This window comes from Gemmatimonadota bacterium (assembly GCA_040882465.1).
Lineage (GTDB): Bacteria > Gemmatimonadota > Gemmatimonadetes > Longimicrobiales > Gaopeijiaceae > JBBEBG01.
In genome coordinates this window covers 172,960-192,448 of record JBBEBG010000036.1, presented here as the reverse complement: position 1 = coordinate 192,448, position 19,489 = coordinate 172,960, and the positions used below count along the sequence as shown (strand labels likewise).

Sequence of the window (19,489 nt, the reverse complement as noted above, 5' to 3'; positions counted from 1 at the left end):
ATGCCGGAATTTCAGATCGAGGCCCCCTTCGAGCCGAAGGGCGATCAGCCGAAGGCGATCGAGGAGCTCTTCGAGGGACTGGTGCGCGGGGACCGCTTCCAGACGCTTCTGGGAGCGACGGGGACGGGAAAGACCCTCACGATGGCGCACGTCGTCGCGCGCCACCGCCGTCCAGTCCTCGTGATGTCCCACAACAAGACGCTCGCTGCCCAGCTTTACGGGGAGCTGAAGCAACTTCTTCCGAGAAACGCGGTCGAGTACTTCGTCTCCTACTACGACTATTACCAGCCGGAGGCCTACCTCCCGGCCACCGACACCTACATCGAGAAAGATTCCTCGATCAACGAGGACATCGACCGCCTTCGCCTTCGCGCGACCTCGTCGCTCTTCGAGCGCGAGGATGTCGTGGTCGTTGCGTCGGTCTCCTGCATCTATGGGCTCGGAAATCCGAGCGACTACCGCTCCCTCATGTTCGAGCTTCGCACGGGGGAATCGGTGGGCCGAAATGCGCTTCTCCGTGCGCTGGTCGCGATCCAGTATCGCCGAAACGACATCGCCTTCGAGCGCGGGACTTTCCGCGTCAGGGGCGATACGGTGGAAGTCTTCCCGGCCTATGAGGAACAGGGAGTTCGAGTCGAGTTTTGGGGAGATGAGGTCGAACGGATCACGCGATTCGACCCGCTCACCGGCGAGCTCATCACGACGCTGGGACGAACCGCGATTTATCCGGCGTCCCACTACGTCACCCACCGGCGCACGATCGAGGCCGCGGTCCCCCTGATCCGGCGGGAGATGGACGAGCAGGTGAAGAAATTTCAGCGGGAGGGAAGGCTCCTCGAGGCCCAGCGCATCGAGTCCCGTACCCGCTTCGACGTCGAGATGATGCTCGAAATCGGCACCTGTCCGGGGATCGAGAACTATTCCCGATTCACGAGCCGAAGGGAAGCCGGGGAGCGCCCGTCTTGCCTCCTCGATTACTTCCCGAAGGATTACCTCGTCATCGTGGACGAGTCGCACCAGAGCCTTCCCCAGCTCCAGGGGATGCATCGGGGCGACCGTTCGAGGAAAGAGACGCTCATCGAGCACGGCTTTCGCCTCCCCTCCGCATTGGACAACCGGCCCCTCACCTACGACGAGTGGGAAGGGATGATCCACCAGGCGGTCTTCGTCTCCGCCACGCCGGGGGATCGAGAGCTCCAGCTCTCGAAGGGGGTCGTCGTCGAGCAGATCATCCGCCCCACGGGCCTCGTGGACCCCGAGGTCGTGGTTCGGCCGGTGAAGGGGCAAGTGGACGATCTTCTCGCTGAGATTCGCGAGCGGGAAAAGAGGGGAGAGCGGGTCTTGGTGACGACTCTCACGAAACGAATGGCCGAGGATCTATCCGAGTACCTCCAAGGGGTGGGGGTGCGCGTGCGATACATGCACTCGGACATTGATACGATCGAGAGGATGGAGATCCTCCGTGGGCTCCGCCTCGGGCGCTTCGACGTCCTCGTGGGGATCAATCTCCTGCGCGAAGGACTGGATCTTCCCGAGGTCTCCCTCGTCGCGATTCTCGACGCCGACAAGGAGGGGTTCCTGCGGGACGCGCGCTCCCTCATCCAGACGATCGGGCGGGCGGCGCGAAACGTTCGCGGGCGGGCGATCCTCTATGCGGATAAAATGACGGACTCCATGCGGCGCTGCCTCGATGAGACCGAGCGGCGTCGCGAGATCCAGGAGGCGCACAACGAGGAGCATGGGATCACGCCCGAGACCATCGTGAAAAGCGTGCAGGAGATAGAGTTCTCCACTCGGGTGGCCGACGCGCGTACCGCCCCGGCACCTCGCGTCGCCGAGGCGCTGGCCACCTATCAGGAGGAGATGAACCTGGAGGAGCTCGCGAAGGTCTTGGAGAAGGAGATGGAGGAGGCCGCCGCGCAACTCGACTTCGAAAGAGCCGCGCTCCTTCGCGACGAGCTCTTTGAGGTCCGGACAAAATTGTGAGGAGCCACCCCGCGCCATGATCCTCTCGGAGCGGAACCTCGTGCGCTGGGGAGAGTGCGTCGGCCGGGACGTCGGGACCCCTGTTTTCCTGGGCCTCAAGGGACAGCTCGGGGCGGGAAAGTCCGTCCTCGCCCGCGCGATCGCGCAGGGGGCCGGCGTGGAAGCGGCCGTGCCGTCGCCCACCTTCAACCTTCTTTTTCGATACCCGGCGCGTGAAGGGGTCGAGGTCGTGCATCTCGACCTCTATCGCCTCCGCGAGCCAGACGAGCTCTGGGAGTTGGGTTGGGAAGAACTCGGACAGGAGTCGGAAATCGTCATCGTGGAGTGGCCCGAGCGGGCGGGCGATCACCTTCCGGCGGACCGCTGGGACATCCACCTCGCCCCGCCCGAGCCCGGATCCCACCTCCGGATGGTCCAGGTCCACCGCCTGGGAAATCCTCCCCACCTTCCCGGCTTTCCCGTAAGCCTCGAGGAGAGCCGGTGAGCCCGCCCGCCCTCCTCCTCGCCTTCGACGTCTCGACCCCCGTCGGCTCGATCGCTCTGGCACGAGGAGAGGAGCTCCTCGCCCGCGAATTCCTCCTCCAAGCGCGTGATCATGCCGCGCGCCTTCTTCCGGGGATCTCCGCGACTCTCGATCGGGCCGGAGTGAGCCCGCGCGACCTCGAGGGAATCGTGGTGGGGAAGGGACCGGGCTCGTTCACCGGGGTCCGCATCGCGGCGGCGACCGCGAGAGGTCTCGCGATCGCCCTCGGGATTCCCCTCTGGCCCCGGTCTTCCCTCGCCGCGGCCGCGGTCTCGGACGGCTCGACGCTCCCGGAGGGTGTCGCCGGTCCGATCCCCGGCCTGGCCGTGGAGCCGGGGGCGGGTGCGCCAGGTCGGCCCCGGTACATCCTGTTCGACGCCCGGGGTGACCGGGTCTACGGGGCCTGCTTCAAGCTCGGCGGCGAGAGGCTCGAGGTCCTCGTCCGCCCACACCCGGCGACAGTGGGCGAGGTGCTCTCCGGGCGACTTCCGGCAGGCGTCCTCTTCGCGGGCTCCGGCGCGCTCCGGCACGCGGCCACGATCCTCGAATCGGGACACCGGCTCCTCCTCCCGCCGACCGGAATCCCGACCGCCGAGGGACTACTGCGTCTACAAGCCCTCTCTCCGGACGATTCCCCTGAGCGGCCGGGCAGCCGCTGGGAACCCGACTACCTCCGCGGATCCTGGGCGCGCCGCCCAACGGTCGGCCGCACCCGGTCCCGATGAAGGATCCGGCTCCACCGGAACCGGCGCCCGCGCCAATCGGCTCCCGGCTTATCCAGGACCGGGAACGCCTTGCGGTCCGCATTCGAGATGCGCGTCCAAGCGACCTCCCCTCCGTCGTGGAGGTAGAGGCGGCGGCGTATTCGGTCCCCTGGAACTACGCCTCGTTGAGGGCGCTGGTGCGCCGCGAGGGGGTTCGTTTTCTCGTGGCTCAATTGCCGGAGCCGGAAGGTAGATTCGTCGGCCACGGAATCCTCCGTTGGGCTGCGGACGAGGGAGAGATCGTAAATCTGGCCGTGGTGCCCGAAGTGCGAGGAAGGGGGGTCGGGAGCGACCTCCTGGACCATCTCCTCGAATTCGCCCGGGACTCCGCCCTCCGGTCCGTCTTCCTCGAGGTGCGGGCCTCCAACGACCCGGCAATCGCCCTTTACCGCTCGCGGGGGTTCCGCCAGGTGGGGGTCCGCGAGCACTATTATGATCATCCCCGAGAGGATGCGCGGATCCTGCGCCTCGATCTTTCGTCCCCGCCTCTTCGCCCCCCCGAAGAGAGCGCCCTCGCTTCTCGAGCCGGAGCACCGATGACGGAGCTACCGACCTATCGCGGCCGCCGGTTGAGGGGAAGCGAACGCCTCCGCGCGCTCGTCCGCGAGACCCGCCTTTCTCCCGGCCAACTGCTCCTTCCCCTCTTCGTCGAAGGAGGAAGGGGGGTGCGCACCCTCATCCCCTCGATGCCGGGAGTCGCGCGCACGTCGGTGGACGAGGCGGTGAAAGACGCGCGCGAAGCGTTCGAGCTCGGGCTCGGAGGGGTCCTCCTGTTCGGAATTCCGGAAAATAAGGACGAACAGGGGACCGGGGCCTGGAAGGCCGATGGAATCGTCCAACGCGCCGTTCGGGATCTCAAAGGAAAGCTCCCGGACCTTCTCGTGGTGACCGACGTCTGCCTCTGCGAATACACGACGCACGGACACTGCGGCGTTCTGGACGGCGAGACGGTGCTGAACGATCCGACGCTCGACCTCCTGGCCCGTACGGCCGTGAGCCATGCCGAGGCGGGCGCCGACATGGTCGCGCCCTCGGACATGATGGACGGCCGGGTCGGGGCCATCCGTGCCGCGCTGGACGGAGCCGGATTCGTCGAGTTGCCCATCCTGAGCTACGCCGCCAAATACGCCTCGGCGTTTTACGGGCCCTTCCGCGATGCCGCTGACTCGGCACCCGCCTTCGGTGACCGGCGGGGATACCAGATGGACCCCGCGAACGCGGACGAGGCGATCCGCGAGGTCCTCGCCGATCTCGAGGAGGGCGCGGATATCGTCATGGTCAAGCCGGCGCTCGCGTACCTCGACGTGATCCGGCGGGTGAAGGAAGAAACAGGGGCGCCCGTGGCGGCCTACCACGTCTCAGGGGAGTACGCGGCGATCATGGCGGCGATCGAGCGGGGATGGCTGGACGAGCGCGCGATGGAGGAGGCGCTCCTCTCGATCCGGCGGGCGGGGGCGGACATCATCGTGTCTTATTGGGCGCGGGAATACGCGCGGAGGTTGGGGCGCGGCTGAGGGGGGGGTCGGGGGGCTGCGGCCACCGACCTGCCGTACTTTTTCCCATCTGAACAATTCCTGGCGTCTGCCCCCGGACGGTCGGTGGCCGCAGCCCCCCGACCCCCCCTCAGCCCTCCGCGTTCGTCGCACGGGGCAGCCCCCTCCGGACGCTCGGCAAACCCGCCCCCCTGAGCCCTCAGCCGTTCGTCGTTCGCGCGGGGAGGCAGGCCGACGGTCGGTGACCCCCCCCCCGGACCCCTCACTTCCTCCCTCATCCGCCCCCCCTACCCCTCCCTAATTTCCGATTGCGACAATACAAGGACGCCGAAAGGACGGAGGGCTGGGGGCAGACGTCGCCGACCGTCCGGGGGCCGCTGCCCGGAAGCCAGCGTCGCGAAGAGGTACGGTAGGAAGGTGACGTCTGCCCCCAGCCCTCCGTCCGATGACCGACCGACCACCCCCCGCACGGTTCTTGCACCAACTTCCCCGCAGCGACACCAGTAAACATTTGTAGTCAAATCGTTGACCCCTCTCCTTCGGGCCCGTATCTTCCCCGAAGGACGGCCGGGGCGCGGCGCGATCCGGGCGTTTGGCACTCTGCCTGGCTCGGATCGGAAAGGATTGCCCTTTCCCGCACCCGGCTGCCACACCGGAGCACAAGGAGCCGTCATGATCCGCTCCGTAGCCATCGCACTCGTCCTCCTGATTTCGTTCCTTCCGGCCGGCGCTCAGCAGCGGGCGGCGGCGGCGCGAACCCATGTCGTCTTGCCCGGCGAGACGCTGGGCAGCATCGCCCGTCAATACCTGGGCTCCGCCGCGGAGTGGGCCCGGATCTTCGAGGCGAATCGCGGCCAGCTTTCGGACCCCAACCGGATCCGTGTGGGAATGGAGCTCGTCCTGCCGGGCGCGGCCCCCGCCCTGGCCCCGGCGGCCACGGTCCTCGGGGTGCAGGTGGACGGACGGCCGGCAGTGACGGTCGCGACGCTGCCTTTCGAGGAGCGGCGGGCCATGCTGGAGAGCCGTCCCTTCACCCCCGGCAACCCGCCCGAGCGGGACCTTGCCACCCGAACGGTCTTTTTCGACTCCGGGGGACCGGAGGTGGTCGGTCCCATCGTGATGACTCAGGGCGAGGCCGACACTCCAGCGGTCCCCGAGGGAGTGTTCCTCGCCGCCGGATGGATCGTGTCCGAGGGGGACGGGAGCGATCGCATGGGCGAGGTGGTCGGCTTGGCGAGTCCCGGAGCACCTCTTTCGACGAGTGTGAGCATTCAGCCGGGCGCGGAGGTCGTGCTGCGGTTCTTCGGGGAAGGCACGCCCAGAGTCGGAGAAGAGTTCCTGACCTACGCCCTCGGGGCGAGGATTCCAGGTTTGGGGGACGTCACGGTTCCCTCGGGAATCGTCCGGATCGAACAGGTGGATCCGTCGGCCGTTGTCGCGCGGGTCGTGGACGAATTCGGGCGCCTCCGCGTCGGACATCTCCTGACCCTCGCGAGGACCTTTCCGCTCTCCTCCGGCGTACACCCAGCCCCGTCGGACTCCGGCGTGCGTGCAAGGCTCCTCGCCTTCCAAGAAAGGAAAGAGCTTCATCTCCCCGGCGACTTCGCATTCATCGATCAGGGAGGGGATGCCGGGTTGGTCGTCGGAGATGAGCTTGCCGGAATCGGGGCGAGCGGGGGGGACGGAGCGGAACGGGAGGTCGCCCGCTTCCAGGTCGTCGGTATCCGTGATTCGACGGCCACGGTCCGATTGCTCTCCGTCGCGACTCCGGGTGCAGTTCGGGCCGGTCTCTGGATGGTGCTGGATTCGAAGATGCCGTGACCTGTCGGTCCGGTACGCTGAGTTGGCCCGGAACACCCTGCGGCGCGGAAGCGCGTGATCCATCTTTTCGCCCTCCTCTCCTACATCGGCGCCTTCGCCCTCTGGGTGGTACAGCTCCTTCGCGGGGCGGGGGGGCGGAGGGCCTTCGCCGCAGCCTCCCTCACGGTCGTCGCGGTCGCGATACACGCGCTGGCCCTGGTGGATTTCTGGCGGACGAACGGAGAGCTCCCCCTCGTGGGACCGGGCGCGGCGCTCTCCTCCCTCTCCTTCATCGGCGGTCTCGCTCTCATCGTCATGCTACCGATGCGGGGCGCGGGGAGGGTGGCGCTCGCCCTCCTCCCCTTCGTCGTCGTGGTTCAGGGAGTGGCCCTCGCCCTGGGGATCGAACTTTCGCCGCGTTCGATGGACTTCCAGGGCGCGGGATTCGTCTTCCATGTCGCGTTGGCCTTCCTCGGCCTCCAAGGGCTGGCAGTGGCCTTCGCGGCAGGTGTCATGTACCTCATCCAGCACCACGAGCTGAAGGAGAAGCGGCTCGGCCGGTTCTTTTTCTTCACGCCTCCCCTCGCCACCCTCGAGACGGTAGGGCGGATCGGGCGCTGGGTGGGATTCGTCTCCCTCACGCTCGCACTCGTCGTGGGGTGGGCATGGACGGTGCAGAATCCGGGAGCGATCCAGCTCTCCGATCCGAAGGTGGCGCTCGGCGTTTTCAGCTGGTTCGTCTTCCTCGGCATCTTCATGGTCCGCGGCGCGAAGGGGGGCTCGGAGTATCGGGGGGCCCTCGCCGCGATCGTGGGCTTCGCCCTCGTCATCGGCGTCTACCTCGCCCTTCGGCTCGCGTCGGGCGGAAGCGGGCTCTTCCTGTGACGATGCCTCTCGCGGTGGTCGGCATCAGCCACGAGACGGCGCCCGTGGAGGTCCGAGAGCGTCTGGCCTTCGGTCCCGCCGAAGGGGAGCTCGCCCTGGTTTCTCTCCGCCAGGAGGCCGGGGTCGAGGAAGCGGTCCTCCTCTCGACCTGCAACCGGACGGAGGTCTACCTCTTTCCGGCCCAGGACGAGAAGGCGGTAGGTGCCGTCGAACGGATCTTCCAGAACAAGGCGGGTCCATCCGAGGGGCCTCTCGGCGACTACCTCTTTCAGGAGTGGGGAGATGACGCGGTCCGACACCTCTTCAAGGTGTCGGCGGGGCTGGATTCGATGGTGACCGGGGAGGCGGAGATCCAGGGACAGGTCCGCGACGCCTATCAGCGTGCCCTGGGGATTCCCCTCGATCCCCCGATGGCGGGGCCCTTTCTTCACCGACTCTTTCAGTCCGCGCTTTCTCTCGGCGGCCGCGTGCGCTCCGAAACCGCCATCGGCGAGGGCTCTGCTTCGGTGGCCTCCGTCTCCGTTGAGTTGGCGCGGAAGATCTTCGGGTCGCTGAAGGGGAAGCGCGTTCTCCTCCTCGGGGCCGGGGAGACCGGGGAGTTGATCCTGGCGGCGCTCACGCGCGAAGGGGTGGAAGGTGTGGTCGTCGCCAATCGCACGTATGACCGTGCCGTCAGCCTCGCCATGAAACACCGGGGGCACGCGCTCCCATTCGAACGGATCCGCGAGGCGCTGCCGGCCGTGGACATCGTCCTCAGCTCGACAGCTGCACCGCACCCGGTCCTCACTCGCTCCATCGTCCGCGAGTCCTTCGTCGAGCCCCGTCGCCACCCACTCCTCATCGTGGACATCGCCGTGCCTCGCGACGTGGATCCTTCCGTCGGCGACGAGCCCGAGGTCTTCCTCTACAACGTGGACGACCTGAGAAAGATCGTGGAGGATCACGTGCAGCTCCGCGAAGGATCCGTCCCGGAGGCCGAATACCTCATACGGAAGCACTCCGACGATTTCCGGGCCTGGTACGCGTCGCTCGAGGCGGTCCCGGTCATCCAGGGGATTCGCAAGCGGGCGGAGGTCGCGCGGACATCGGAGCTGGAGCGCCTCTTTCGTGGAATGGAGCACCTCTCCGCCGGGGACCGATCGCGAATCGAGGAGTTCTCGCGACGGCTCCAGAACAAGCTCCTTCACGAGCCGACGGCTCGGCTTCGCGGCCACGTCCCGCCGATGGACAGCGCCGAGCTCATCGAAGCGGCCCGTTTCCTCTACGGACTCGAAGGGGAGGGTCTTCCCTCGAGCCCCGGTGAGGTCGGGCAGGGGACGCGGGAGGTGGGGGAGGTCGGAGGGGACACAAACGAGGGTCCGATCGGAGACGAAGAGAAAACCGAACGGGACTGATTCACACGCACGAGGAGGCCAGGGCGAATGAGCGGAGCGGGGAGAGGCGCGGGACGCCGCCCGGGAGAGTGCCCATGAACGTGCTCGTGACGGGGGGAGCGGGTTTCATCGGAAGCCATGTCGCCGAGGGGTATCTCGCCCGGGGAGACGATGTCTGGGTCGTGGACGACCTCTCCTCCGGGAAGGAGGCGAACGTTCCCGAAGGGGCGACCTTCGTGCGCATGGCGATCGAGGATCCCGGACTCGCCCGACTCTTCTCGCAAGTCGGGTTCGACCTCGTGAATCACCATGCCGCCCAGATCAACGTGCGTGTCTCCGTCGCGGATCCGGCGAAGGACGCCCGGACTAACGTTCTCGGACTCCTGAACGTCTTGGAGGCTGTGCGCAGGCAGGGGCGCGGGCGAGTGATTTTTATCTCCTCGGGGGGTGTCGTGTACGGGGAACCGGAAGAGGTCCCCACACCCGAGACTGCGCCGAAACTTCCGCTCTCTCCCTACGGAGTGACGAAGCTCGCCGGCGAATTCTACCTCCAGTACTACCGCCGGGTGCATGGCCTCGACTACATCGCGCTTCGGTACTCGAACGTGTACGGGCCCCGCCAGGATCCGGACGGGGAGGCCGGGGTCGTCGCGATCTTTTCGACGCGGCTTCTCGCGGGGGAAGAGCTCCACATCTACGGGGACGGTGAGCAGACACGCGACTATGTCTATGTCGGCGACCTCGTCCGTGCGAACTTGATGGCGTCCGACTTGCCGATTTTCTCGGAGGGCGGACTCGACGATCTCGCATTCAACGTGGGAACCTCTCTGGCTACCAACGTCCTCACTCTCGCGAACGTGCTGGAAGAGGTCTCCGGGCTCCAATCGGGCCGGAGCTTTCAGCCCGCGCGCGACGGAGAGCTCCGCCACAGCACGCTGAATACCTCCAAGCTCCGGTCCTTGGGGTGGACGCCCCAGGTCGGCCTTCACGACGGGCTCGGGGAGACTTTCCGGTGGATCGCGGCGCGTGAAGGGGCCAAGAAGGGGGGTGCGCGGTGACTCTCCTCCTCCTCCAGGCCGGGCGTGAGGTGCCGCAGTGGTGGGGAGATCTCGTCTTCTCGGGCACGGCCCCGACGATCGTCATCCTCCTCGTGCTCGCCGCGTTCTCGCTGACCCAGTGGACGATCACCTTCTGGAAGTGGAAGGTCTTTCGCGCGGTCCAGGCGCAGGGGGATCGCTTCCTCGACGCCATGGAGCGATCGCAGCGGATGGAGGACGCCTACAAGGTGATCCTCGCGCTTCCGGATTCACCCTATGGCCGGGTCTTCCGCCAGGGGGTCAACTTCTTCAGCGAGTTGAGACCGGGCGCGCTCCGAGAAGGGGCCGCACCCGGTGAAGGGCTCACGCTGACGCAGCTGGAGGTTCTTCGGATGGTGATGGAGAAGGAAGAGGCGGAAGAACGGGACGAGCTTGCCGTCGGCCTGACCTGGCTCGCCATCATCGCTTCGGTCGCCCCGCTCCTCGGGCTGATGGGGACCGTGATCGGGGTGATGAACTCCTTTCTCGGCATCGTCACGACGGGCTCCTCGAACATCAACGCTGTCGCGCCCGGAGTAGCGGAAGCGCTCATCACGACGGTGGCGGGGCTCGCCGTCGCGATCCCGGCGGTGATCGCCTACAACTACTTCGTGGCCCGCCTGAACCTCGTCACCAGCGAGCTGGAAGGGTTCTCGTCCGAGTTTATCGGGACGCTGGCCCGTGAGGGGCGGGTGTGAGGGGGCGCCGCACCGCGAGGCGGGACGACCTCCGAATGAACGCGGAGATCAACGTCACCTCGCTCATTGACGTCGCTTTCACGCTTCTCGTGATCTTCATCATCACCGCTCCAATCCTCCAGGGCGGACTGGAGATCCGGCTTCCCCGCGGCGAGCTCCAGCCCGTCACCGCGCAGGGGGCGCCCTTCATTCTGGACATCCTGGAGGACGGAACGGTGAGCATCGGGGACACGCCTTTCACGGTCGAGGAATTCGCGGAGGCATTCCGGCAGCTCTACGAGGTGGCGCAGCCGGACATCGTCTACATCCGGGGGGATGCGCGCGCGGATTACGGGATCGTGTTCGGCGTGACCTCCGCGGTCGGCGCGGCGACCCGTGAAGATGGCGTCCCGATCCTGATGGTTGGTGAACCCGAACCCATTCCGCGTTGAGGGTGAGGCTGGTCGGCCGGGGGCGTTCGCCGGTGCGGCGACCCCTTTCGTCCGTGCCGTGTAGGACCTCTTTCGAGGACCGATGAGCGACCGGAACCAGAATCCCGACCGAGCCACCCACGATCCCCGCCGCCCCGGCCGCGGGCCTGTCCTCGCGTCGTTCGCGCTCCACGTCGTCCTCCTCCTCGTCACTTGGATCCTTCAGCGAGGGGTCCGCGACGTCGTCGAATACGACACGTACCAGGTCGAGATCGTGACCATGGGAGACCCGGCGGAGCTCGAGGCGGCAGCGCCCGAGCCCCCGGTCGTCGCCCCGACGCAGGAGATTCCCCCGGAGCCGGAGCCGGAGCCGGAGCCCGAACCGCCACCACCCGACCCCGAGCCGGAGGTCGTGCCCGAACCGGAGCCCGAGCCGGAGCCCGAGGTGCGGCGGGAGCCCGAGCCCGAACCGCCCCCGGCGCCCCGGCCGGAGACGCCCCCCGTCGTCGAACAGCCGCCGGTCACCGCGGAGACGAGCACGGCCGAGATGAACGTTCGGATGGAGGGCCTCCGGCGGGACTTCCCGGAGTATTACGCCCGCATCACGGCGAGGATCGATGCTTGCTTCCGGCCCACGGGATCGCCGGCGGGGACGGTCGTCCTTCGTTTCGAGATCCAGGACGACGGCACGATCCCGTCGTCGAGCATCCGCGTGCATTCCCGCTCGGGGAATCTGACCCTCGATATCCAGGCGGTCGGTGCGGTGGAGTGTGCCGGGCGCGGGCAACTCGGGCCCCTTCCCGGCGACCTGAATTCAGAAGTCCTTCCGGTCCAGTTCACGTTCTCCCCGGGCCGAGGCCCGGGGGGGTGAGACCGCCGAATCGAGGAGAGCCACGATGACCATATTCGCAACCCCCATCCACCTTCGAGGCCGCGTTGCCGGGCTCGTCCTCATCGGGGCCCTCTCCGCGGGGGGAGCGGGGCTCGACGCCCAGGTCGAGGAGCGTTTTCCCGGGGTGAGCCTCGGGCTCCAATACGAAACCCGTCCATTGCCGGCGCTCGCGATCCAGCCCTTCACGGCCCCCGCGGGGGCGGAGCCGCTCGCGAGCCAGGTCGAGAACATCGTCGCCCGCGACCTCCGCTACTCGGACCGGTTCAACGTGATGGCGAATCTCCCGACGGTGCTCGCCCGTGAAGGGGTGGACTACGAATTCTGGGACCAGATCGGCGCGGTCTGGCTCGTGGCCGGGCGGATCGAGGGATCCGGGAATTCGACGGTCCTCCTCCTGGAGCTCCACGACGTCACCTACCGCCAGGTTCGTCAGCGCGGGCGAATCCCCATCCGGGCTCTGGACTCCCCCGACTTTCGGATGTCGGTCCATGTGGCGTCGGACGCCGTCGTACAGTGGGCCTTCGGAGAACCGGGGATCGCGGCGACAAGGATCGCCTTCTCGCGACGGATGGACGACGGGACCCAGGACCTCTGGATCATAGATTCGGATGGGGAGAATCTGCGCCGTCTCACGCGCCACCAGGTCATGGGGTTTGGCCAGCCCATCTCCCTCGGACCCGCCTGGTCTCCCGATGGGACGCGCCTCGCCTACCAGTCCTTCAAGGACGTCGGGATGCCCCGGATCTACCAACTGAATCTCGTCACCGGCCAGGAGACGGCGATCCCGACGCCGCGTGACGGGGACTACATCACCCCGTCGTACCACCCGGACGGGGAGCGAATTTTCTTCGCGGTCAATGGGAGCGGACGGAACGGACTCTACAGCTACAACATCGCGCGAGGGTGTTGCTTCACGCCGATCTTCGAGGGCCGGAGCAACGACCTGAGCCCGACCTTCTCGGCCGATGGCACGAGGATGGCGTTTAATTCCCTCCGGCTCGGGGACGGCGCTCCGCAGATTTACGTAATGCCTGCGGACGGCTCCGGCCGCCCCGAGCTCGTGTCACCCTACGTGTACGATCGCCCGGGGTTTTATACATCCCCCGACTGGTGCCGGACGGGGGGGATGATGCTCTTCCACGGGAGAGTATTCGAGCGCGGAGCCCACCAGATCCTGGTCGCCGACATGACTCGGCGGGCTCCCCTGGTCCAGCTCACCTTCGAGGGTGTGAACGAGGACCCGAGCTGCGCTCCCGACGGGAGGCACCTGGTCTACTCGGCCACCCGTTCCTCCGGGCACAGCTTGAGGATCGTGGACATGGTCACCGGGAACGAGCGGACGCTCGTTTCGGGGATCGAGCCGATTCTCCCGGCGTGGTCACCGCAGCTGCCGCTCCGATGAGCGGAGGCGGGGAAGTGGGGAGCGGCTGAAAGGCAGGCCCTAACGTTGCGTGGGGCACACGCATCTCGTATATGACAGATTGGTTCGTCCGGATGTTGAAGCGTCCAATTTCGACCTGAGCGTTTGGACCCGCTGGATCCCGTGAAACAACTTCTTTAAGGAGCCTGGATGATGCATCGCAGATCCCTTCTCGCCTTCGCGATTCTCGCGGGGCTGACGCTCGCCGCGTGCGGGAGCGAGCCGCCTCCGCCACCCGCTCCAGAGCCGATGCAGGAGGCCGGGCCCAACCTCGATTCGCTCCGCGCGTACGAGGACTCGGTGCGGGCGGCCGAGGCCGAGCGGCAGCGCTTGGAGGCCGAGCGAATGGCCGGGTTGGCGAACGCCCGCGCGATCCTCGAGCAGAGAGTCCACTTCGACTACGACGAGGCGGCGCTCCGTTCGGATGCGGAAGGCGTTCTCCGCCAGAAGGTTGCGATCCTTCGGGCGAGCCCCCAAGTCCAGCTCCGGATCGAAGGGCATGCCGACGAGCGGGGATCGGTCGAGTACAACCTCGCGCTCGGCAACCGGCGCGCGCAGGCGGTCGTGGACTTCTTCGTCCAACAGGGTCTCGCGGCGAGCCGCTTCCAGACCACCTCCTTCGGGGAGGAGCGGCCCCTCGTGAACCAGAGCAACGAATCCGCTTGGGGGCAAAACCGCCGCGCCGAGTTCATCATCTTCGCGGGCGGCGACCAGATCAATCCGGGGAACTAGCCGACCTCCGGTCGTTTCTTGCGGGGCCAACCGGCCGGGCGGACCTCGCGTCCCCCGGCCGGGGTAGCCCCCGGCAGGTGCCGCTTCCGATCGAGTGCCGGCCCTCGTGCACCGGCGTGGGCCGCCCCAACCCAGCAGGGGATCATGGTCCACACCGCCCAACCGCACGGGAGTCCGTTCGAGCCCGTCCGGTGCGGAGCCCCTCCGCGCCGCCGTCCGTTCTCCCTCCTCGCGATCCCGGCCCTCTTCGCCCTCTCCGCCTGTGCGACGAAGGCGGACGTGCGCGACCTCCGGGAGAGCATCCTGGAACTCTCGGCCCAACAAAACGCGATTCTCCGCGACATCCAGGCCGAACAAGAGGCGCAGTCGGATTCGCTCCGCGCGCTCCAGAGGGGGATCCAAGACTTCCGCGCTGAGACGCTACGGCGGATCATGATCGTGGAGGACCAGCTCCTCCGCACGCAGGAGCTCGCGGGGCTTTCCCAACAGGAGCTCGCGCGGATGCGGGACCAGCTCGACCGCGACCGGGCCGCCGCCGCTTTCGGTGCCGGGGGGGGCTTCCCCACGGGGGACGCGGGAGGAGGAGGGGGCTCCGCCGGCGAGATCTTCACGGCGGCCGTGGGCCAGCGCAACACGGGGGGCCTGACGGCAGCGCGGATGGGGTTCCAGGACATCGTGAGCCGCTTCCCGAACGATCCACTCGCGCCGGAGGCGCGATTCTACCTCGCCGACATTCTCGAGCAGGAGGGCGACCGGGAAGGGGCGCTCGCCGGATTTCTGGAAATTGCGGAGTATCATCCCTCGGCGCAGACGGTCCCGAACGCCCTCTACCGGGCGGCGAATCTCTACCGCGACCTGGGAAACCGCGAGGAGGCGCGCACTCTCTACGAACGGGTGGTGAACACGTGGCCGGAGAGCCCCTCCGCGGCGCTCGCTGCGGACGCGCTTCGGAACCTGAGGTAACGCCGCCCACCGCACCGAACCGGCCGCCCCCCGCCCCCGCGGGTCCGCGGCCGACCGGACTCACCGCAGACCGCCCCTCCCATGCGCTGCCCACGATGCGACTCGGACCGGAACCGGGTGGTGGATACCCGCACGAGCCGCGGTGGGCGAGCCGTCCGCAGGCGCCGCGAATGCCTCGAGTGTGCCTTTCGCTTCACGACCTACGAGTACGTCGAAGCTCGCCCCATTCAGGTTCTCAAGAGGGATGGAAGCTCGGAGGAGTTCGACCGCGGCAAGCTCCTCCGCGCGATCCAGACGGCCTGCGCGAAGCGGCCCGTTTCCATGGAGCGGATCGACGAGCTGGTGGACGCAGTCGAAGACCTCCTGTCCAAGCAGGCCGGGCTCGAGGTCCCGAGCCAATCCATCGGCGAGATGGTGATGGAGGCGCTCAAGCCTCTCGACCGCGTGGCGTACGTTCGATTCGCGTCGGTCTACAGGGACTTCCAAGACGAGGACGAGTTCCAGAACTTCGTGGTGGAGCTGAAAGAGAAGGCGCGGATGGAGCTCGAGCGCGAGCACCAGTCGGAGCTTCCGCTTTGATGTGGGGAATCGAGGGGCGTGAATGTCGTTGAAAGGCCTGTTCAGCCGAGCCGGGAAGAAGGCGGGGGAGATGCCCTTCCTGGATCACCTGGAAGAGTTGCGGTGGCGGATCCTCAAGTCCGTCGCCGCGATCGTCATCGGCGCGATCCTGGGGTGGGTGATCGTCCAGCGCTTCGGGGTGATGGACCTCCTCATTCGCCCGGTGCGCCCGCTGCTGGGCGACAACGGGCTCGCGGCCCTGAGTCCCCTCACTCCCTTCATGGTGACGCTGAAGCTCGCGCTCGTTGTCGGGCTCACCCTCGCCTTCCCGATCGTGGTCCACCAGGTCTGGGCCTTCCTCTCCCCCGGGCTCACGAGGGAGGAGAAACGAGTCATCGTCCCGAGCCTGTACTTCGGCCTCATTCTCTTCATGACGGGAGTCGCGGCCGCCTACTTCGCGGTCCTCCCGGTCGCGCTCAAGTTCCTGGCCGGTTTCCAGCAGGACTACCTCGACCCGATCTACGAGGTCGGCGCCTATCTCAGCTTCGTGACCAAGCTTCTGATCGCCTTCGGGGTGGCCTTCGAGCTTCCGGTGGTCATCATGATCCTCTCCGCGCTGGGGCTCATGACTCCAAAGTTCATGCGGGAGAAACGGCGCCACGCCATCGTCATCATTGCGGCTGCTGCGGTCGTCCTCACCCCGGGGGGCGATGTCGCGTCTTCGGTCCTGATGACTATTCCGATGCTCTTCCTTTACGAGATCAGCATCTTCCTTTCCGCGGCGATCCAGCGGCGGCGGGAGCGGGGCGAGACGGAAAACCGACTCCTCCCCGTGGAGGAGCCGCCCACGGGCGCGGTGGGGATCCGGGGGCCCTGGGACAACTCGTGACCGCGCGATCCATGCGCCTTCCAGCGCCGGCTCTGGCCGCCCTCGTCGTCGTGAGCTTTGCCGCGCGCCCGGGCGAGCTTAAGGCGCAGGAACCCGCCGCGCCCTCTGCGGCCGCGGTGCGCGCGGATTCGCTCCGAAACGTCGTGCTCGACCGGCTCCGCGGACGGCGGGAGGTGGGAGCTCCCGTGGAAGGGGATAGCGTTCCGCCCGACTCGGCGGCGGTGGAGCCGGGAGCCGACCCCACGGTCCCCGCGGTCGTGGTCGTCCAGCCGCGCATCCCCGCGGAACTCCCCCTCGGAGCCGACTCGATCATGGAGGCGCTCCTCCGCGTCGAGGGCTTCAGCTCGGCCAGTTACAGCGGCGACCGGGCGGATTTCTCCGCCCCCTCGCGGCGCCTCGTCCTACAGGGGACCGAAGAACGTCGCGCGACCTTCTCGGGGGACGGAAATCGCCTCGAGGCGGATTCCTCGATCACCTACGACGACACGGTCGAGCGGATCCGGACCGCGGGCCGCACCGACTTCGTTCCCGCAGTGGGTGCGCCGGTCCAGAGCGCGGTTCTGATCTACGACGTCGCCGCGAACCGAGGAACCGCGAGGGACGCTCGGACGACCTACGATGAGGGCGCGCGCTGGATCGTGCAGGGAGATCTCGATTCGGTGGAGTCGGGGCTTCTCTTCGCGAGCTCCGCGCGCTTTACCTCTTGCGATCTCGCGAATCCGCATTCGTACTTCGAGGCGTCAGAGCTCAAGATGGTGAGCAACAGCATTCTCGTGGCGTGGCCGGTTCGCATGTATATCGAGGACGTCCCGGTGCTCTGGCTCCCCTTCATCTTCCAGAATCTCGAGCGGGGACGGTCGAGCGGGCTCCTCACGCCGGTCTTTTCGATGAACGACATCGTCCGGACGTCGTCGGGCTACAACCGACGGCTCTCGAACCTCGGGTTCTACTGGTCGATGAGCGACTACTCCGATGTGACCCTCGCGCTCGATTGGTACTCGAATAATTACACGGCGGTCCAGACCGGGATGAACTACGCCTGGAACCGGCACTTCCTCACGGGATCGCTGAACGTGAAGCACTATTGGGGAGTGAGTGGGCGCCGCGAGCTCGGGCTCAACACGTCGAACGATTGGCGTCCGACCGAACGGACGAACGTGCGCGGTGGGGCGAGCTTCATCTCCAGCTCCGAGTTTCTCCTGCAGAACTCGCTGGACCCGAGAGAGATCAACCAGACCGTGGATTCGGACGTGAGCGTCTCGCGGCGTTTCGACTTCGGGAACCTGACACTGGGCGCTAGCCGCAGGCAGTATCTGAATGAGGATCGAACGGAGCTCACCCTTCCCTCCGGAAGTTTTTCCCTCTCGACCCTCACCTTGCTCGGCGCGCCACCGCAGACGGCCCGTTGGTACAACAACATCGGCGTCACGGGCTCGACGAGCTGGAGCCAGCGGAAAGTGGAGCGCGGACTCGACCCGGAGGCCGAGTTCAGCTTCTCGCAGACCTCCAACGTGCGCACGCAGGGAAGCGCGCGTGGGAGCATGAGAGTGGGCGATCTCTCGCTCTCGGGATCCCTTCAGGCGTCGGAAATCGTCTTCGGCAACGTACCCGGCGAGTTCTTCCCCGCCGGGTCCGAAAGCTTCGGCGAATTCCGTTCCGCCGATCTCAACTGGTCCGCGTCCCTCTCCTATCTCCAACGCCTCATCGGTTCCACGACGCTGACTCCAAACCTCTCCCTTGACGGGCAGATGCTCAGGGTGGACTCGATCGCGGAGGCGACCCGATTCGTCGAGGCGCCGCTTCGGACCCGGATAGGCGTCACCCTCCAGAGCGACTTCTACGGATTTTATCCGGGCTTCGGGCCCTTCGAGACGCTCAGGCATAAGATCACCCCCGCGATCACCTGGTCGTATTCGCCGGAGGTGGAGCCCACGGAGTTGCAGGAGAGGGTCTTCGGGGGCGGATTCGCACGAGTTCAGAACGTCTACGGAGTCAGCATCAACCAGACCTGGGAGGCGAAGGCGCGCGAAGGGACGGACGTGGCGCCGGTCGCGGGTGTCGCGGGGCTGCCGATCGTCGCCGACACGACCGCCGGAGACGCGCCGCCGGGGGCCGAAGTCGAGGCGGGGCTCCTGGTGGCCGAAGAGCTGGAGGTGATCCAGGGGGACGCGCCCCTCCCTCAGACCGGCGACGACGGAGGCCCGGGCCGCCTGCCGCCTTCGCGGGTCGTGACCCTCCTCGCTCTGAACACCAGCGCGCTCAGCTACGACAAGATCGTGGCGGATTCCACCGGGCGTTTTCTGGACGGCTTTACTACGACGACTCTCTCGAACACGATCAGCTCCGACTACCTGCGCGGGCTCAGCCTCTCCTTCTCTCACTCCCTCTTCGATGATTTCCAACGAGCGGAGGAGGGCGGGGCCCGGCGCTTCGACCCACACCTCTCACAGGTCAGCCTCGGCTTCGGCTTGAACGAGCGTTCCGGTCTGGTAACCCTTCTCCGCAGGCTTCTCCGGATTCCGGCGACTTTGCCCCCCGAGGCGGAAGCGCCGCTTCCCGAGGAGCCGGAGGAGGCCCCAGGCGAACGGGCCGGATTCGACGCGAACCGGGTGATTCCGGGAGGGGTCGGGGAGATGGATGAGCGGCCACGCAGGGAGGGATGGGATGCCACACTCCAATATTCCCTCCAGCGACCTCGCCCGACCGCCGTCGGGGCCGGTGACCGCTTCCAGACACTCTCCGCGCAGATCTCCTTCGCGCCTTCCGAGAACTGGACGGTGGACTGGAGGACCTCTTATGACGTGGAAGAGAGGCGGTTTAATGACCATGTCGTCCGGCTGACCCGCGACCTGCACGAGTGGGAGGCGAATTTCAGCTTCCGCCAGACGATTACGGGAAACTGGTCCTTCCAGTTCGAGGTTGCGCTTCGCGCAAATCAGGACCTTCGCTTCGACTTCGAGCAAAGGAGCTTGGAAGGGCAGGGGTCGGGCCTCTGAAGCATGTCCCCCTGAGGGGACACATCTTTGC

The 19,489-nt window shown here is 67.0% G+C and carries 17 protein-coding genes; all 17 read left to right on the top strand.

Annotated features, from left to right (window positions below; genetic code table 11):
• Nucleotides 1-1,986, top strand: coding sequence for an excinuclease ABC subunit UvrB (gene uvrB / locus WEG36_13860; protein ID MEX1258695.1), 1,986 nt, complete (start codon nucleotides 1-3; stop codon nucleotides 1,984-1,986).
• A gap of 16 nt (nucleotides 1,987-2,002) precedes the next feature.
• A complete protein-coding gene (tsaE, locus tag WEG36_13855; protein MEX1258694.1) occupies nucleotides 2,003-2,470 on the top strand; it encodes a tRNA (adenosine(37)-N6)-threonylcarbamoyltransferase complex ATPase subunit type 1 TsaE in 468 nt (155 codons plus the stop codon).
• Nucleotides 2,467-3,234 carry a tRNA (adenosine(37)-N6)-threonylcarbamoyltransferase complex dimerization subunit type 1 TsaB gene (gene tsaB / locus WEG36_13850; GenBank protein ID MEX1258693.1) on the top strand — a complete coding sequence of 256 codons (768 nt, stop codon included), beginning with the start codon at nucleotides 2,467-2,469 and terminating at the stop codon, nucleotides 3,232-3,234. The genes tsaE and tsaB overlap by 4 nt, the downstream gene beginning before the upstream one ends.
• Complete coding sequence (gene hemB / locus WEG36_13845; protein MEX1258692.1) at nucleotides 3,231-4,787, top strand: porphobilinogen synthase; 1,557 nt, start codon at nucleotides 3,231-3,233, stop codon at nucleotides 4,785-4,787. The genes tsaB and hemB overlap by 4 nt, the downstream gene beginning before the upstream one ends.
• A 651-nt stretch (nucleotides 4,788-5,438) precedes the next feature.
• The gene (locus tag WEG36_13840) at nucleotides 5,439-6,587 is read left to right on the top strand and encodes a LysM domain-containing protein (GenBank protein MEX1258691.1); all 1,149 of its coding nucleotides are present in this window, start codon (nucleotides 5,439-5,441) and stop codon (nucleotides 6,585-6,587) included.
• Between the two features lie 54 nt (nucleotides 6,588-6,641).
• Nucleotides 6,642-7,451 carry a cytochrome c biogenesis protein CcsA gene (gene ccsA / locus WEG36_13835; GenBank protein ID MEX1258690.1) on the top strand — a complete coding sequence of 270 codons (810 nt, stop codon included), beginning with the start codon at nucleotides 6,642-6,644 and terminating at the stop codon, nucleotides 7,449-7,451.
• Between the two features lie 2 nt (nucleotides 7,452-7,453).
• Nucleotides 7,454-8,845, top strand: a complete 1,392-nt coding sequence (gene hemA / locus WEG36_13830) for a glutamyl-tRNA reductase (GenBank protein MEX1258689.1) — start codon at nucleotides 7,454-7,456, stop codon at nucleotides 8,843-8,845.
• 74 nt (nucleotides 8,846-8,919) lie between these two features.
• On the top strand, nucleotides 8,920-9,882 hold the full coding sequence (locus WEG36_13825; protein MEX1258688.1) for an NAD-dependent epimerase/dehydratase family protein: 963 nt from the start codon (nucleotides 8,920-8,922) through the stop codon (nucleotides 9,880-9,882).
• Nucleotides 9,879-10,598 (top strand): MotA/TolQ/ExbB proton channel family protein, encoded by a 720-nt coding sequence (locus WEG36_13820; protein ID MEX1258687.1) that lies wholly within the window; start codon nucleotides 9,879-9,881, stop codon nucleotides 10,596-10,598. The genes WEG36_13825 and WEG36_13820 overlap by 4 nt, the downstream gene beginning before the upstream one ends.
• A 35-nt stretch (nucleotides 10,599-10,633) precedes the next feature.
• Entirely contained in the window at nucleotides 10,634-11,029 is a 396-nt protein-coding gene (locus WEG36_13815) for a biopolymer transporter ExbD (protein ID MEX1258686.1), read from the top strand.
• A gap of 82 nt (nucleotides 11,030-11,111) precedes the next feature.
• Nucleotides 11,112-11,879, top strand: coding sequence for a TonB C-terminal domain-containing protein (locus tag WEG36_13810; GenBank protein ID MEX1258685.1), 768 nt, complete (start codon nucleotides 11,112-11,114; stop codon nucleotides 11,877-11,879).
• A gap of 25 nt (nucleotides 11,880-11,904) precedes the next feature.
• The gene (locus WEG36_13805) at nucleotides 11,905-13,302 is read left to right on the top strand and encodes a hypothetical protein (protein MEX1258684.1); all 1,398 of its coding nucleotides are present in this window, start codon (nucleotides 11,905-11,907) and stop codon (nucleotides 13,300-13,302) included.
• Nucleotides 13,303-13,470: 168 nt separating this feature from the next.
• Nucleotides 13,471-14,052: an OmpA family protein gene (locus WEG36_13800; GenBank protein ID MEX1258683.1), complete on the top strand. Its 582-nt coding sequence runs from the start codon at nucleotides 13,471-13,473 to the stop codon at nucleotides 14,050-14,052.
• 144 nt (nucleotides 14,053-14,196) lie between these two features.
• Entirely contained in the window at nucleotides 14,197-15,015 is an 819-nt protein-coding gene (locus WEG36_13795; GenBank protein MEX1258682.1) for a tetratricopeptide repeat protein, read from the top strand.
• A gap of 81 nt (nucleotides 15,016-15,096) precedes the next feature.
• Nucleotides 15,097-15,594 (top strand): transcriptional regulator NrdR, encoded by a 498-nt coding sequence (gene nrdR, locus WEG36_13790; protein ID MEX1258681.1) that lies wholly within the window; start codon nucleotides 15,097-15,099, stop codon nucleotides 15,592-15,594.
• 22 nt (nucleotides 15,595-15,616) lie between these two features.
• Nucleotides 15,617-16,462: a twin-arginine translocase subunit TatC gene (gene tatC / locus WEG36_13785; GenBank protein ID MEX1258680.1), complete on the top strand. Its 846-nt coding sequence runs from the start codon at nucleotides 15,617-15,619 to the stop codon at nucleotides 16,460-16,462.
• Nucleotides 16,459-19,458 (top strand): putative LPS assembly protein LptD, encoded by a 3,000-nt coding sequence (locus WEG36_13780; protein ID MEX1258679.1) that lies wholly within the window; start codon nucleotides 16,459-16,461, stop codon nucleotides 19,456-19,458. The genes tatC and WEG36_13780 overlap by 4 nt, the downstream gene beginning before the upstream one ends.
• Nucleotides 19,459-19,489: the final 31 nt, after the last annotated feature.